The organism is Bradyrhizobium sp. HKCCYLS3013 (genome assembly GCF_051167615.1).
GTDB lineage: Bacteria > Pseudomonadota > Alphaproteobacteria > Rhizobiales > Xanthobacteraceae > Bradyrhizobium.
In genome coordinates, this window is record NZ_JBNPTK010000009.1 from 109,740 (window position 1) to 124,395 (window position 14,656).

Sequence of the window (14,656 nt, forward strand, 5' to 3'; positions counted from 1 at the left end):
GATGCCGAGATATGAGCGCGCACCGCTGCTGAAGAAGTTTCGCGACATGGTGCGCCGTGGCGTGCCGATCATCGGCGGCGGCGCCGGCACCGGCCTGTCTGCCAAATGCGAGGAGGCCGGCGGCATCGACCTGATCGTGATCTACAATTCCGGCCGCTATCGCATGGCCGGCCGCGGCTCGCTCGCCGGCCTGATGGCCTATGGCGACGCCAATGCCATCGTGGTCGAGATGGCCAGCGAGGTGCTGCCGGTGGTGAAGTCGACCCCGGTGCTCGCGGGCGTCAACGGCACCGACCCGTTCCGCGACATGGATGTGTTCCTCGACGAGCTGAAGTCGCTCGGCTTCTCCGGTGTGCAGAACTTCCCAACCGTCGGCCTGATCGACGGCACTTTCCGCGCCAACCTCGAGGAGACGGGCATTTCCTACGCGCTGGAGATCGACATGATCGGGCGCGCGCACGACAAGGACCTGCTGACGACGCCTTACGTCTTCAATGAAGCCCAGGCCGCGGGCATGGCGATCGCGGGCGCGGACATCATCGTCTGCCATCTCGGTCTGACAACCGGCGGCTCGATCGGCGCGCAGACCGCGCCCAAGCTCGAAGACTGCCCCGGCCTGATCGACAGCTGGGCCTCGGCCGCGCTCAGCGTCAACCCGGAGATTCTGGTTCTGGCCCATGGCGGCCCGATCGCGGAGCCGTCCGACGCCGACTTCATCATGAAGCACACCAAGAACTGCCACGGCTTCTACGGCGCCTCCTCAATGGAGCGGCTGCCGGTGGAGCGCGCGCTGACGGAGCAGGTACGACATTTCAAGGCAATCAGCGCGCGGCCACGCCGCGTCTGAGGTGACAACACGAGATCCGGCAGCCCTGGCGCCTGGCGCCACGCTCGCCGGACGGAGACTGAGGGAGGAATGAGATGTCCGGGGTTCTGATCGGTGAGCTGATCCTTTGGCTGATCATCGCGATCATCGTCATCGTGGTCGCAGTCTACATCGTCAACTGGCTGTATCATCGTTCGTCGAAGGAGGTCTCCTTCGTCCGAACCGGTTTCATGGGTGAGCGCGTCGTCATCAATGGCGGCGCCTTCGTGATGCCGTTCATTCACGACTATACGCCGGTCAACATGAACGTGCTGCCGATGGGAATCACGCGCGCGAAGCAGGACGCCGTGATCACGCGTGACCGCATGCGGGTCGACGTCGAAGCGGACTTCTACGTACGTGTGCAGCCGACCAGGGAAGCGGTGTCGATTGCGGCCGCGACGCTCGGCCGGCGCACGCTCGAACCGGAAAAACTGCACGCGTTGCTCTCCGGCAAGTTCATCTCCGCCCTGCGCGCGGTCGCGGCCGAGATGACGATGGAGCAGATGCACGAGGAGCGCGGCGACTACGTGTCCCGCGTGAAGGCGGCCGCCTCCGAGGCGCTGGCGCAGAATGGCCTGGAGCTGGAATCGGTCGCGATCACCGATCTCGACCAGACCGACCTCGAATTCTTCAACCCCTCGAACCGGTTCGATGCCGAGGGCCTGACGCGGCTGATGGAGGACATCGAGAGCAAGCGCAAGCTGCGCAACGACATCGAGCAGGACTCGATGATCAAGATTCGCACCCGCAACCTCGAAGCCGAGCGCGAGGCGCTCGATATCGAGCGCGAGAGCGAGACGGCGCGGCTGGAGCAGGAGCGCGACATCGAGATGCGCCGCGCCCTGCAGCGGACGGAAGTGGCGCGCGAGCGGGCGCTGCGCGAGACCGAGGCCGAGCAGGCACAGATCATGGCGCGCGAGGCGATCGAGAAGGCGCGGATCGCGAACGAGCTGACGATTGCCGAGGCCCGAATCGCGGCCGAGCGCGACACGCGGCAGCGCGAGATCGAGCGGACGCGTGCCGTCGAAGAGAGGGAGCTGCTGGCGCGCGAGGATATCGAGAAGGCTCGTATCGCCAATCAGCGGGCCATCGATGCCGCGCGGATCGAATCCGAGCGCGAGGTGCGCCAACGCGATATCGAGCGGACCCGCACCATCGAGGAAGCAGAGATCGCGGCGCGCGAGGCGGTCGAGAAGGCGCGGATCCAGCAGGATCGCGTCGTCTCCGATGCGCGCATCGCCAATGACGAGGAGACACGCCGCCGCGAGATCGAACGCACCCGCGCGGTCGAGCAGGCGGAGATCGCCGCGCGCGAGGCGACCGAGAAGGCGCGCATCGCGCAGACCATGACCGTCAATCTGGAGCGCATCAGCTCCGACGAGCGCACCCGCGCCACCGAGATTGCCCAGGTGCGCAACATCCAGGAGGCCGAGATCGAAGCGCAGAAGGCGGTCGAGGCCGCCCGGATCGCGCGCGAGCAGGCATTGTCGGCAGAACGGATCGCTGCCGAGCACGCCACGCGCAAGCTGGAGATCGAGCGCAACCAGGGCGTCGAGATCGCCGGCATCGCCGCGCGCGAGGCGACGGAAGCCAGCCGCATCGCGCAGGAGGAGCGGGTGCGTGCGCTGGAGATCGCGCGCATCCGGACCATCGAGGAGGCGGACATCGCCTCGCGCGAGGCGATCGAAGCGGCCCGCATCGCCCAGGAGCTGGCTGTAACAGCCAAGCGGATCCAGTCGGAGAAGGAGACGCGCAGCCTGGAGATCGAGCGCACGGAGGCCGTCGAGGCCGCCGATCTGAAGCGTCGGGAGGCGGTCGAGCGGCGTCGCATCGAGGTCGAGCTGGCGCTGGAGGCCGAGCGCATCGCCTCGTCGCGGACGCGCGAGGTGCTCAACATCGACCAGAAGAAGGCGATCGAGCTCGCCGACGAAACCCGCGTGATCGAGCTCGCTGCCAAGCGCGCCGAGCGCATCGATGCGGATCGCCAGGTCAAGGAAGCCGAGATCGTCGCGCGCAAGCAGGTCGAGACCGCCGATGTCTCGCGCGAGCAGGCGCTGGAGGCTGTCCGGCTGGAGCGTCGCCGGGCGATCGAGCAGCTCGAGGTCGCGCGCGTCCAGTCGCTGCAGGAGGCCGAGATCGCGGCCCGTGAGGAGGTCGAACGCGCCCGCATCGCCTCCGATCGCGGTCTCGACGAGGCCCGCATCGGCCGCGAGCGCGAGCTGCGCAAGCTCGAAGTCAATCGCGAGAAGGACGTCGAGACTGCGCTGATGGAGAAGGCGATCGCGCTGTATCAGAAGTCGCTGGAGGAATCCGCGGCCAAGGTCGCAGCCGAGGAGGCGCGCACGCGCGCAACGGAAGCGGCAGAGAAAGTGGTCACCGCGCGCGAGAGCGAGATCGCCCGCCGTCGTAAGACCGTCGAGGTGCTGCTCGCCGAGAAGCAGGCCGAAGAGACGCGGATCGCGGCCGAGGCCGAGCGGGTTCGTGCCGCGGTCGAAGCCGAAGCGCAGAAGCTGCTCAACGAGGCCGAGAACGTCCTGACCGATCAGGCGCGCTACTCGCTGTTCCGGCGCAAGCTGCTCGACCGCATCGAGGGCATCGTGCGCGAGAGCGTCAAGCCGATGGAGAAGATCGAGGGCATCCGCATCCTGCAGGTCGACGGCTTGAACGGCAATGGCGGCAACGGCAATGGCGGCCGCAGCGCGACCGACGAGGTGATCGACTCCGCGCTGCGCTACCGCGTGCAGGCGCCACTGATCGACTCCATCCTCTCCGACATCGGAGTCGAGGGCGGCAGCCTCGCCAAGATGCCCGGCCTGATCCGCGAAGCCAGGGACATGCAGGGCATCCGGAAAGAGACGTCCGCGCGCAAGGATGCAGGCGGCGGAGGTGGAGCAAATGATGCCAGCCCATCCGAGCTGCCAGCCGACCGCGGTCCGCGCAAGAAGGGGTGAGGCACCATGGCGAGAGTCTACGTCTCCACCGTCGTCAATGCCCGCAACGACCGGGTGTGGGCGCGGGTGCGCGATTTCAACGGCCTGCCGAACTGGCATCCGGCGATTGCCGAGAGCCGCATCGAGGGCGGCGAGCCCGCCGACAAGATCGGCTGTGTCAGGGATTTCAGGCTGCGCAATGGCGACCGCATCCGCGAGAAGCTGCTCGGCCTGTCCGACTACGACATGTTCTGCACCTATTCGATTTTGGAATCGCCGATGGGCGTGTCGAACTACGTCGCGACCTTGCGCCTGACGCCGGTTACCGACGGCGACAAGACCTTCCTGGAATGGACCGCCGAATTCGACTGCGCCCCGGAGCGCGAGGCCGACCTGGCCGGCTCGATCGGCGGCGGCGTGTTCCAGGGCGGCTTCGATGCGCTCAAGCGGGCGTTCGGAGGCTGACGCCGTGCCGCACGTCGTCAAGAGCACCATCATCGACGCGCCGACTGACCGGGTGTGGGAGGTGCTGCGCGACTTCAACGGTCATGATCGCTGGCACCCGGCGGTGGCGACCTCGGCGATCGAGCGCTCGCAGACGTCCGACAAGATCGGCTGCGTCAGGCGCTTCCGGCTCAAGGACGGGTCGGAGTTGCGCGAGCAACTGCTGGCGCTGTCCGATCTCGAACAGAGCTTCAGCTACTGCCTGCTCGACACGCCGATCCAGCTGTTCAACTACGTCGCCCATGTCCGGCTGCTGCCGGTCACCGATGGTGATCGCACCTTCTGGCACTGGGAGAGCCGCTTCACGACGCGGCCCGAGCAGGCCGAGGCTCTGACGCGCATGGTGGCGGAAGACATCTACCAGGCCGGCTTCGAGGCGATCCGATCGCATCTGAAGCAGGCGGCATGAGCAAGAGGTGAACCGATGCCGGTCACGGTGAAGACGTTTCAGGCCGCGAGCGACGCGGCGTCGGCGCTGTCGTCCGATCGCGCAGCCCGCTATCTCGGCGGCGGCACGCTGGTGATGCGCGATCTGAACGAAGGCGACGTCTCGATTGCGACCGTGGTCCGCGCGACCGACCGCGCGCTGCAGAGCATCGATGCGGCGGGCGCGCGCATCCGCATCGGCGCCGCGGTCACTTTTGCCCGCGTGCTGGCCGAGCGCGAGCTTGCGTTCCTGCATCCGGCGGCGCGCTCGATTGGCGGGCCGGCGGTCCGCAACATGGGCACCGTCGGCGGCAATTTGTTCGCGCCTGCGCCATTCGGCGATTTCACCGTGGCGCTGTTGGCGCTGGACGGCATGGTCTCGGTGCAGGGCGGCTTCGGCGTCAGGGACATGCCGCTGGAAGAGTTTCTGCAGTCGCGCGATCGCCAGGCTGGTGCGCTGGTCGTCGCGGTCTCCTGCATTCGGCCGGCATCGGTGGATGCGTTCCGGTATCGCAAGATCGCCCGCATCAAGCCGAAGGGCGGATCTGTGATCACGATCGCGGCGCATGTTCCCCTCGGCGGCGGTCGCGTGACGGGGGCCCGGATCGCGCTGGGATCGATGGCCCCGACCGCCATCCGCGCCAAGGCGGCCGAGCGCGCGCTCGAAGGCCGGCCGCTCGATGCGACCGCGATCAGCGCGGCGGCTGCGGCGGCGGGCGAGGGGACGGCTCCCACGGACAATTCGCTGGCCAGCGCGTGGTACCGCCGCGAGGTCGCGGGCGTGCATCTGCGGCGGCTGTTGTCGGGGCAGGAGAGCTAGGCCATGACAAAGACTCCCCTTCAATTCCGGCACAACGGCCGCGACGTCGCGCTGTTCGTCGAAGGTGGCACCAACCTCCTGGTCGTGCTACGCGAGATGATCGGCGACGTCACGCCGAAATTCGGCTGCGGCCAGGGCGGCTGCGGTGCCTGCACGGTGCTGATCGATGGCGATGCTCATCTCGCGTGCCTGACCCTGGCGGAGTCCGTCGAGGGCCGTGCGGTCGAAACGCTCGACGGCATCAAGGCCGGGCCGAACCTGCATCCACTGCAGCGGGCGTTCGCCGACGGCTTCGCCGCGCAATGCGGCTATTGCACGCCAGGCATGATCATGGCGGCCAAGGCCCTGCTCGACAAGACCCCGCAGCCGAGCCGCGAGCAGGTCGTTGAGGCCATCTCCGGCAATATCTGCCGCTGCACCGGATACGAGCCGATCATCAATGCGGTGTTGGCGGCGGCCGCGTCGCTGCGCGCGAGCGCGTGAGGAGAGATCGCCATGCTGGAATTGCGCAAGGACATCTTCGCCGACGAGCGCGACGACAATCTCAACGAGGTCGGCAAGGGCACCCAGCGCCAGGACATGCTGGGCCATGTCACGGGAACCTCGACCTATTTCAACGATCACAAGCTGCAGGGCATGCTGCATCTGAAGGTCGTCAGATCCACGCAGCCGCATGCGCGGCTGCGCCGCATCGACACCAGCGAGGCCGAGCGGAGCGAGGGCGTGCGGCGGATCATCCGCGGCGCCGACGTGCCGCGCAATCTCAACACGCTGCTCAGCCTGATCAATTTCGGCAAGGACGACGAACCGACGCTCGCCGTCGACAGGGTGCGCTACCGCGGCGAGCCGATCGTCGCCGTGGTCGCCGAGACGCCGCGCGCGGCGGCCGAGGCGGCGGCCAGGGTACGCGTCGACTATGAGACCTTGCCGGCGGTGTTCGACGTCGAGGAGGCGCTAAAGCCGGGGGCGCCCGTCGTCAACGAGACCTATCCGAAGAACACATTCACCTATCACGAGCGCTACGATCATCAGAAGCTGCGCTTCGGCGACGTCGAGCGTGGCTTCTCCGGCGCCGATCATGTCTTGGAACAGCGCTACCAGATGTCTCCGATCGAGCATGCGCCGGTCGAGACCAACGGCTCGATCGCCGCGCCCGACACCAACGGCCGCTACGTGGTCTATACCTCGACCCAGGCGCTGTTCTTCTCGCTCGACACCTGCGCCAAGATCCTCGATCTGCCGTCGAACACATTCCACTTCATCGGCGGCACGGTCGGTGGCGGCTTCGGTGGCAAGGTCGACACGCTGACCGAGCCGCTCGCCATTCTCGCTGCGATGTTGACGGGGCGCCCGGTGCGCTACGTGCTCGGGCGAGAGGAGGAGATGCAGTTCGGGCCGCCCCGCGGCGCCGAGCGCATCTACATCAAGGACGGGGTCATGCGCGACGGCCGCATCGTGGCGCGCCAGATCCGCGGCTATTTCGATTCTGGCGCCTATACGCGGCTGTCGAGCTACGCGGTGGTCAAATGTGCCGCGCACCTGCCGGGGCCCTACACGATCCCGAACGTCCATGGCGACATCTACTGTATCTTCACCAACCGCACGCCGGCCACCGCGATGCGCGGCTTCGGCATCACCGGCATGGACTTCGCGCTCGAATGCCAGATGGACAAGCTCGCGCATCTGATCGGCATGGACCCGATGGAGTTTCGTATCCTCAACGCCTATCGCGACGGCGATATGAAGGCGCATCGCCGCGAGGCCAAGAACACCGCGCTGATCGAATGCGTCCAGGTTGCGGCCGAGAAGGCCAAATGGCCGATCCGCGAGGAATTCCGCCGCATGTCGTCGCGCAAGGACGGCGGCGGCGCGCGGGCCGCCGTTCCTTCCACGCCGCGTGAGCCGGTGAGCGCGCGGCCTGCGCCGGCGCAGCAGCGCACGAGCTATGACCGGGGGCTCCCGGTTTCTCCACCTCCTGAGCCGCCGTCACCACCCCCACAGAGCCCGGCACCGGCTCCCGCACACGGCGCGACGCGGTTCTCGTCGGTATTCGGCACGAGGAGGCGCTGACATGACCAGGCACCGCGGCCGCGGCATGGCGGCGATCAACTATCCCATCGGCATGAATCTCGGCGGCGATCCGAGCCAGGCGCTGGTGCACTCCAATCCCAGCGGCAAGTTCACCGTGGCGCTGTCTTCGATCGATCTCGGACAGGGCATGAAGTCGGTGACGCGGCAGATATGCGCCGAGACGCTCGGCGTGCCGGTCGAGGACGTCTATGTCGACACCGCCGATTCCGACACCGGCCCGCATTGCATGGGCTCGTTCGCCTCGCGCGGCACGCATCGCGTCGGCAATGCCGTGATGGCTGCCGCCAAGGAGGCGCGCGGCGTCATGATGGAGGCGGCGGCCGAGGAGCTCGAGGTCAACGCCAGCGATCTCGAGACCGATGGCCGCGGCAACATTCACGTCAAGGGCGCGCCGCATCGCTCGATCTCGGTGAAGGACGTCGCCATCGCCGCGCAGTTCCGTCAGGGCAAGACGATCTCCGGCCGCGGCATCTTCCTGGTGCCGCTGTCGGAGGTGGATCCTGAGACCGGCGAAATGTCCCCGGCGACCTGCTACGCGCATGCGTGTCTCGTTGCCGAGGTCGAGGTCGATGACGAGACCGGCGAGGTCGGTGTGGTCAGGATGGACAGTGCCTATGAGCTGGGACGCGCGCTCAATCCCCGCCTCGTCGAGCAGCAGCTGGTCGGCGGCGCCTGGATGGGCATGAGCCACGCGCTCTACGAGACGACGGAGCCGTATTACCCGGACCCGAAGCAAGGACCGCGCGACTTCGTCGAATACCTGATGCCGGGACCTGGCGACATCTGTCCGCACGACATCGCCGTGCTGGAGCGGCCGGCGCCCGACGGGCCGTTCGGCGGCAAGGGCCCTGGCGAAATGTGCGCCAATCCGGTGCTCCCTGCCATCGCGAATGCGATCTTCAACGCCGTCGGCGTGCGCATCGACGAGCTGCCGATCACGCCGGAGAAGGTGCTGCGCGCGATCAGGGCCCAGGGTGGCGCCCGGCCACAGACGCGGCGGTGACGCAGCATGGTGGTCCGCAGCAACATCGTCGGCATCGACTCGCCGCAGGCGCTGGAAAAGGCACTGCGGGCGGCCTACTATCTCGCCGATGACGGGCTCTCGACCGCGGCCTATCTCGCCCTCGCGCTGGGCAAGCCGCTGCTCTTGGAAGGCGCACCCGGCGTCGGAAAAACTGAGGCGGCGAAGGCGATCGCTGCAGTGCTCGGCCGCAAGCTGATCCGGCTGCAATGCTACGAAGGCATCGACGCCGCGGCGGCGCTCTACGAGTGGAACTATCCGCGCCAGATGCTCGCGATCCGCCAGGCCGGCGAGGAGAGCATCGACATCTATGGTGAGACGTTCCTGATCGAGCGGCCGATGCTGGCCTGCCTGCGTGCGCCCGACTCGACGGTGCTGCTGATCGATGAGATCGATCGCGCCGACCAGGAGTTCGAGGCGTTCCTGCTCGAATTCCTTTCCGACTTCCAGATCTCGATTCCAGAGCGCGGCACGATCCGTGCCGCCGAGCGGCCGATCGTGGTGCTGACCTCGAATCGGACTCGTGACCTGCACGAAGCGCTGCGCCGCCGCTGTGTCTATCATTGGATCGACTATCCCGATGCGGAGCGCGAGGCGCGGATCGTGATGATGCGGGCCTCCAGTGTTGCCGAAGCGACCGCGCGGGCCGTGGTGGCTGCAGTGGCGAAGCTGCGGCGCGAGCCGCTGAGCAAGGCGCCCGGGATTGCCGAGGCGGTTGATTGGGCGGAGGCGGCGACGCTGCTCAACCAGACCGGCGCACGCTGGCCCGATGCGTTCAAGCGCGCGATTGGCGTCGCGCTGAAGGATGAGGAGGATCTGTCCTTCATCGCGCCGCGGCTCGACGCGATGCTCGCGGAGGCGATGACATGAGCGAGCCCCGCCTGCCGCAGGCGACTGAGATCTTCGTGACGTTCGCTGCGCTGCTGCGGCGGAACGGCTTCGCGATCGCACCCGAGCAGACCACCGCCTTTCTCGCTGCGATCGAACTGCTGGGGCCGACCAGCCTCGACGATATCCGGCGGGCCGGGACGGCGACCCTGGCGCCGCTGCCCGAGCGGCTTGCGACCTACAATCTGCTGTTCGACATCCATTTCGGCGTTGCCGAGGCGACGGCCTTCGGCGAGAGCGACAGGCAGGATGATGTCGTGCGTCTCCAGGAGGAAGGGAGCGGCGCTGTCGATCCCGATATCGCCGAGGAGCAGAACGAGTCCGGTCTGGCGGCCACGCGTGCCGAGGCGCTGGTCGCGCGCCGCCTGGCTGCGACCACAGGCGGCAACGTCCTGCAGCGTCTCGCGCGCCAGGCGCGTGCCAAGCTGCCGAAGCGGCGCGGCCATCGGCGCATGCGCGCGCGGCGCGGCAGTTTCGTCGACCTGCGACGGACCCTGCGTGAGAGCGTAAGGCGCGACGGTGAGGTGCTGTCGCTGCGGCGGCTGAAGCGACGGCCTCGATTGCGACGATTGCTGCTGCTGATCGATGTCTCCGGCTCGATGAAGGCGCGGACCGAGGACAACATGCGGCTCGCCCACGTGCTGGTGCAGGCCGTACCCCAGGCCGAGGTGTTCACGCTTGGGACACGGCTGACACGTGTGACGCGGCCCTTGCGGCTCAAGCGGCGCGAGCAGGCGCTGCTCGCTGCCTCTCATCTCGTCAGCGACTGGGACGGCGGCACGCGTATCGGCGAGGCGCTGCAGGCCTTCCTCGCGGTGCCGCGGTTCTCGACCTACGCGCGGGGCGCCGCCGTGCTGGTCATCTCGGATGGGCTCGAGCGTGGTGACCATCACGTGCTCCGTGACGCCGTGTGGAAGCTGTCGCTGCGCGCCTGGCGCCTGAGCTGGCTGACGCCGCTCGCGACGGGGCCCGGATTCAAGCCTCAAACTGAGGCGCTGCAGGCGATCGCGCCATTCGTCGACGACATCGCAGCCGCCGGGTCGGACGAGGCCATCGTCGCGCATGTGCTGTCGCTGGCACAGAGGAGGGCGGCATGACCGGATACGTCGATGCACATCATCACATCTGGCGGCAGGCCGATCTGCCCTGGCTGGTCGGGCCGATGCAGCCGCGGATTTTTGGCCCCTACGAGCCGATCCGGCGCGACTACGCGATCGGGGAATATCTCGACGACATCGCCGGCAGCGGCGTCAGGAAGTCGGTCTATGTGCAGACCAACTGGGCGAAGGACGGCTTCGAGGACGAGGCCGCCTGGGTGCAGCGAACTTCTGAGCAGCATGGCTTTCCGCATGCGATCGTCGCCTATGCCGATCTGAGCGTCGACGATGCGCGGCCGCAGTTCGACCGGTTGGCGCGCTACCCGCTGCTCCGCGGGGTCCGGATGCAGCTCCACTGGCATGAGAACCCGCTCTATCGTTACGCTTCGTCCCCGGACCTTTGCAGCGATACCCATATCCGCGCCAACATCGCGCGGCTCGCCGACTACGGCTGGTCCTTCGACCTGCAGGTTTTCGCGCCGCAGATGGCTGGCGCCGCGGCGCTTGCCGAGAGCTGTCCGTCCGTGACTTTCATCCTTCAGCACGCCGGCATGCCGGAGGACCTGTCCGCACATGGTCGCGATCAATGGCGAGCCGGAATGCAGCGGCTGGCGAACTGCAGCAACGTCGTCAGCAAGCTCTCGGGCCTCGGCACCTTCATTCGCCGCAACGATCCGGCGCATGTTGTCGAGGTGGTGCGGGAGACGATCGGAATGTTCGGGCCCGAGCGCTGCCTGTTCGGTTCGAATTTTCCGATCGAAAAGCTCTGGACCGACTATCGCGCACTGGTGGGAGCCTATGAGGCTGCCATCCAAGACCTCGACGAGCATGCACGCGCGCAGGTCATGGGAGGGACGGCGCAGCGCGTCTATCGGCTGGGATGATACCGCCTGCAACGACAACAAAAGCAACAGGGAACGCTCATGGCGCTGGAAATCAAGATTCTCGACTATGGTGACATCGAGCTCGAATCGAGCTTCCTCGTGCTCGGTCGTGATTGCGGCCGCACCCGCCGGGTGCTGACGCTCGGCTTCCTGATCCTGGGCGGCCCGTATCCGGTCGTGGTCGATACCGGCTACCGCTCCAACCAGATCATGGAGACGCTGGGCATGCGCGGGCTGCAGTACCATGAGAACATGATCGAGAACCAATTGGCGCGCCACGGCGTCCGCATGGGCGACGTCCGCTATGTCTGCCACACCCATCTGCACATCGATCATGCCGGCAAGGACGACCTGTTCCCGATGAACACGACGGTCGTGCTCAACCGCCGCGAGCTCGAATACTCCGTCTCCGGCCTGATGCATCCGCAATATCCGGCGCCGGACATCAAGCATCTCATCGACCGGCTGCACACCAAGAGCGCGCTGCGCTTCCTCGACCTCGAGCTCACCGGCCCGGTCGAGCTGATGCCGGGCGTCTATTGCGATGCTGCGAACGCCCATACCGAGGGCTCGATGAACATCCACGTCCACACCGCCGACGGCATCGCCACCATCTGCGGCGACGTCATCTACGATTTCAACGACCAGATCGTGACGCCGTTCAACGAGATCCAGGATGGCGAGCCGCGCACCACCGGCAATCACGGTACCACCAAGCGTGCCGAGAAGGCGGCGATCAAGAAGCTGTTGTCGAGCTCGCGCTATCTGCTGCCGGTGCATGATCGTCCCGCCAAGATCGAAGGCGGCGTCGTAACGGGGCGGCTGCATGACCAGGTGCCGGGTCCGATCGTGCAGTCGCTGCCGCAGCGGCACTGGTTCCCGGCGTGATCCGCACGAGGCACAACGATGACACACGTGACCTTGCGCCCTGAGTTCGAGACCCTGGTCGACCCCTACGCGCCGGTGGCGCAGGTGGCGACCGGCTTCGAGTTCACGGAGGGGCCGATCTGGCATCCCGTCGAGCAGTTCCTGCTGTTCTCCGACATGCCGGCTGATGTCCGCCGCCGCTGGGATGCGAAGCGCGGCGTGGTCGAGATGCGGCGGCCCTCGAACAAGTGCAACGGCATGACCTATGATGCCGAGCTCAACCTGATCGTCTGCGAACACGCGACGTCGTCGCTGGTGCGCGAGCGTCCCGACGGCCGCCGCGAGATCCTGGCGTCGCATTTCGAGAACCAGGAACTCAACAGCCCCAACGACGTGTGCGTCCACTCGAGCGGGGCGATCTACTTCTCCGATCCGTGGTATGGCCGCATGCCGGTCTATGGCGTGGAACGGCCGCGCCAGCTCGGCTTCCAGGGCGTGTACCGGGTGGCGCCGGGCGGCGGGCCACCGCGGCTGCTCGTTGACCGCCATCTGTTCGACCAGCCCAACGGACTGTGCTTTTCGCCGGACGAGAAACTGCTTTACGTCAACGACACGGTGCAGGCGGTGATCCGCGTGTTCGACGTCGGCGGCGATGGTGCGCTGTCGAACGGACGCATCTTTGCAAGCGGCATCCGTTCCGAGCTCGAGCCCGGCGTGCCCGACGGCATGAAATGCGATCAGCGCGGCAATGTCTGGGTCACCGCTCCCGGCGGCGTCTGGGTCTACGCGCCCGGCGGCGAGCTGCTCGGCAAGGTCCGCGTGCCGGAGCTCGTCGCCAACCTCGCCTGGGGCGGGGCTGATTTCCGCACGCTCTATCTGACCGCGACGCATTCGGTCTACGCGATCGCAACCAAGATCGGTCCGCGCCACGAGACGTATATGAGCGGGCGGACTGGCAGCAACGCCGCGCCGGCCACCGCGTCTTCGGCCCCGCAGCTCGCTGCTGGCGACATGCAGCTCGACCCGCGCCGCTGCGCCATGATCATCCAGGACCTGCAGAACGATGTCATCATGGATGGCGGCGCCTTCGCCGAGTCCGGAGCGCCGGGGCACGCCAGGCAGCAGCGTGTTATCGACAATGTCCGGCGGCTCGCTGAGGCCGCCCGCGCGCGCGGCGTCGTCATCATTCACGTCTGGTTCGTGGTCGAGCCCGGCGCCCCCGGCGTGACCCTGAACGCGCCGTTGTTCGAGGGTTTGGTCGACAGCAAGGCGATGGTGCGCGGCAGCTGGGGGGCCGCGCCGGTCGCGGGGCTGGAGCCGCGGAGCGGGGACTTCGTCGTCGAGAAGATGCGGATGAGCGCCTGGGAGGGCACGCGGCTCGAGACCATTCTCAAGGCCACCGGGCGCGACGTCATCATCAACACCGGCGCCTGGACCAACATGTCGGTCGAGCACACCGCGCGGACCGGGGCGGACAAGGGCTACTTCATGGTGGTGCCGGAGGATTGCTGCTCGACCATGAACGCGGACTGGCACAATGCGTCGATCAACTTCGCCATGCAGAATGTTGCTGTCGTGACCACGGCCGACGCGGTGATCAGGGCACTTGGGTGAGGCATGCCAAAGCTGCTGCATCTCGTCGCCTCGCCGCGGGCGGATTCGGAATCCAGCGCCGGCGCGCGCGCCTTCCTGGACCGCTTCAGGCAGGCGCGGCCGGGATGGGACGTCGACGAGATGAATCTGTGGCGCGAGAATCTGCCGGAGTTCGACGGTGAGATTTTGCAGGCGAAGTATGCCCGCATGGGCGGCCGCACCTTCACCGACGGCCAGCGCGGGGCGTTCGCGGCGGCCGAACGCATGGCGGTGCGGCTCGATCTGGCCGAGCGCGTCGTGATCTCGACGCCGATGTGGAATTTCGGCATTCCCTACAAACTCAAGCACTGGCTCGACATCATCAATCAGCCGGGCCTCACCTTTCGCTTCGATCCGTCGTGTGGCTACCTGCCGCTCCTGAAGGATCGTCCGACGCTGGTGATCCTCGCCAGCGGCGGCGACTTCACCACCGGCATCAGCCGGGGGCGGACCGACCTCGCGACGCCCTATTTGCGCGAGGCGCTGCGCTTCATGGGTCTTCGCGACCTCCACTTCGTGGCGATCGGGCCGACCAGCGGACCGGCCACGCACACCGCCGCCGCACGTGAGCGGGCGCACAGGCGGCTCGCCGAGATGGCCGCACGATTCTAGCTGATGCGACGTTCCC

At 67.1% G+C, this 14,656-nt stretch carries 14 protein-coding genes; all 14 read left to right on the forward strand.

Going from position 1 to position 14,656, the window contains the following annotated elements; all coding sequences use genetic code 11:
* Position 1: 1 nt before the first annotated feature.
* Positions 2 to 847, forward strand: a complete 846-nt coding sequence (locus tag ACQR1F_RS17790; RefSeq protein WP_315802951.1) for a phosphoenolpyruvate hydrolase family protein — start codon at positions 2 to 4, stop codon at positions 845 to 847.
* 74 nt (positions 848 to 921) lie between these two features.
* Positions 922 to 3,819: a flotillin domain-containing protein gene (locus ACQR1F_RS17795; RefSeq protein ID WP_434892579.1), complete on the forward strand. Its 2,898-nt coding sequence runs from the start codon at positions 922 to 924 to the stop codon at positions 3,817 to 3,819.
* Between the two features lie 6 nt (positions 3,820 to 3,825).
* A complete protein-coding gene (locus ACQR1F_RS17800; protein WP_315802953.1) occupies positions 3,826 to 4,263 on the forward strand; it encodes an SRPBCC family protein in 438 nt (145 codons plus the stop codon).
* Between the two features lie 4 nt (positions 4,264 to 4,267).
* On the forward strand, positions 4,268 to 4,711 hold the full coding sequence (locus ACQR1F_RS17805; protein ID WP_315802954.1) for an SRPBCC family protein: 444 nt from the start codon (positions 4,268 to 4,270) through the stop codon (positions 4,709 to 4,711).
* Between the two features lie 15 nt (positions 4,712 to 4,726).
* Positions 4,727 to 5,548, forward strand: a complete 822-nt coding sequence (locus tag ACQR1F_RS17810) for an FAD binding domain-containing protein (protein ID WP_434913554.1) — start codon at positions 4,727 to 4,729, stop codon at positions 5,546 to 5,548.
* A gap of 3 nt (positions 5,549 to 5,551) precedes the next feature.
* Positions 5,552 to 6,031, forward strand: coding sequence for a (2Fe-2S)-binding protein (locus tag ACQR1F_RS17815; RefSeq protein WP_316180567.1), 480 nt, complete (start codon positions 5,552 to 5,554; stop codon positions 6,029 to 6,031).
* A gap of 12 nt (positions 6,032 to 6,043) precedes the next feature.
* On the forward strand, positions 6,044 to 7,618 hold the full coding sequence (locus ACQR1F_RS17820; RefSeq protein ID WP_434889816.1) for a xanthine dehydrogenase family protein molybdopterin-binding subunit: 1,575 nt from the start codon (positions 6,044 to 6,046) through the stop codon (positions 7,616 to 7,618).
* Between the two features lies 1 nt (position 7,619).
* Positions 7,620 to 8,642, forward strand: coding sequence for a xanthine dehydrogenase family protein molybdopterin-binding subunit (locus ACQR1F_RS17825; RefSeq protein WP_315802958.1), 1,023 nt, complete (start codon positions 7,620 to 7,622; stop codon positions 8,640 to 8,642).
* Between the two features lie 6 nt (positions 8,643 to 8,648).
* On the forward strand, positions 8,649 to 9,530 hold the full coding sequence (locus ACQR1F_RS17830; RefSeq protein ID WP_315802959.1) for an AAA family ATPase: 882 nt from the start codon (positions 8,649 to 8,651) through the stop codon (positions 9,528 to 9,530).
* A complete protein-coding gene (locus ACQR1F_RS17835) occupies positions 9,527 to 10,645 on the forward strand; it encodes a VWA domain-containing protein (protein ID WP_434913555.1) in 1,119 nt (372 codons plus the stop codon). The genes ACQR1F_RS17830 and ACQR1F_RS17835 overlap by 4 nt, the downstream gene beginning before the upstream one ends.
* Entirely contained in the window at positions 10,642 to 11,529 is an 888-nt protein-coding gene (locus ACQR1F_RS17840; protein WP_434889818.1) for an amidohydrolase family protein, read from the forward strand. Before ACQR1F_RS17835 ends, ACQR1F_RS17840 begins: the two co-directional genes overlap by 4 nt.
* 39 nt (positions 11,530 to 11,568) lie before the next feature.
* Positions 11,569 to 12,417 carry an MBL fold metallo-hydrolase gene (locus ACQR1F_RS17845; protein ID WP_315802962.1) on the forward strand — a complete coding sequence of 283 codons (849 nt, stop codon included), beginning with the start codon at positions 11,569 to 11,571 and terminating at the stop codon, positions 12,415 to 12,417.
* Between the two features lie 18 nt (positions 12,418 to 12,435).
* Positions 12,436 to 14,010, forward strand: coding sequence for an isochorismatase family protein (locus tag ACQR1F_RS17850; protein ID WP_434881137.1), 1,575 nt, complete (start codon positions 12,436 to 12,438; stop codon positions 14,008 to 14,010).
* 3 nt (positions 14,011 to 14,013) lie between these two features.
* On the forward strand, positions 14,014 to 14,640 hold the full coding sequence (locus ACQR1F_RS17855) for an FMN-dependent NADH-azoreductase (protein WP_434913556.1): 627 nt from the start codon (positions 14,014 to 14,016) through the stop codon (positions 14,638 to 14,640).
* Positions 14,641 to 14,656 lie beyond the last annotated feature (16 nt).

What these genes read in the sequence shown, in the direction of transcription:
- ACQR1F_RS17830 (WP_315802959.1), top strand. Translation starts at nt 8,649, where the DNA reads ATGGTGGTCCGCAGCAACATCGTCGGCATCGACTCGCCGCAGGCGCTG.
- ACQR1F_RS17790 (WP_315802951.1), top strand. Translation starts at nt 2, where the DNA reads ATGCCGAGATATGAGCGCGCACCGCTGCTGAAGAAGTTTCGCGACATG.
- ACQR1F_RS17820 (WP_434889816.1), top strand. Translation starts at nt 6,044, where the DNA reads ATGCTGGAATTGCGCAAGGACATCTTCGCCGACGAGCGCGACGACAAT.
- ACQR1F_RS17835 (WP_434913555.1), top strand. Translation starts at nt 9,527, where the DNA reads ATGAGCGAGCCCCGCCTGCCGCAGGCGACTGAGATCTTCGTGACGTTC.
- ACQR1F_RS17850 (WP_434881137.1), top strand. Translation starts at nt 12,436, where the DNA reads ATGACACACGTGACCTTGCGCCCTGAGTTCGAGACCCTGGTCGACCCC.
- ACQR1F_RS17810 (WP_434913554.1), top strand. Translation starts at nt 4,727, where the DNA reads ATGCCGGTCACGGTGAAGACGTTTCAGGCCGCGAGCGACGCGGCGTCG.
- ACQR1F_RS17825 (WP_315802958.1), top strand. Translation starts at nt 7,620, where the DNA reads ATGACCAGGCACCGCGGCCGCGGCATGGCGGCGATCAACTATCCCATC.
- ACQR1F_RS17800 (WP_315802953.1), top strand. Translation starts at nt 3,826, where the DNA reads ATGGCGAGAGTCTACGTCTCCACCGTCGTCAATGCCCGCAACGACCGG.
- ACQR1F_RS17840 (WP_434889818.1), top strand. Translation starts at nt 10,642, where the DNA reads ATGACCGGATACGTCGATGCACATCATCACATCTGGCGGCAGGCCGAT.
- ACQR1F_RS17845 (WP_315802962.1), top strand. Translation starts at nt 11,569, where the DNA reads ATGGCGCTGGAAATCAAGATTCTCGACTATGGTGACATCGAGCTCGAA.
- ACQR1F_RS17855 (WP_434913556.1), top strand. Translation starts at nt 14,014, where the DNA reads ATGCCAAAGCTGCTGCATCTCGTCGCCTCGCCGCGGGCGGATTCGGAA.
- ACQR1F_RS17795 (WP_434892579.1), top strand. Translation starts at nt 922, where the DNA reads ATGTCCGGGGTTCTGATCGGTGAGCTGATCCTTTGGCTGATCATCGCG.
- ACQR1F_RS17815 (WP_316180567.1), top strand. Translation starts at nt 5,552, where the DNA reads ATGACAAAGACTCCCCTTCAATTCCGGCACAACGGCCGCGACGTCGCG.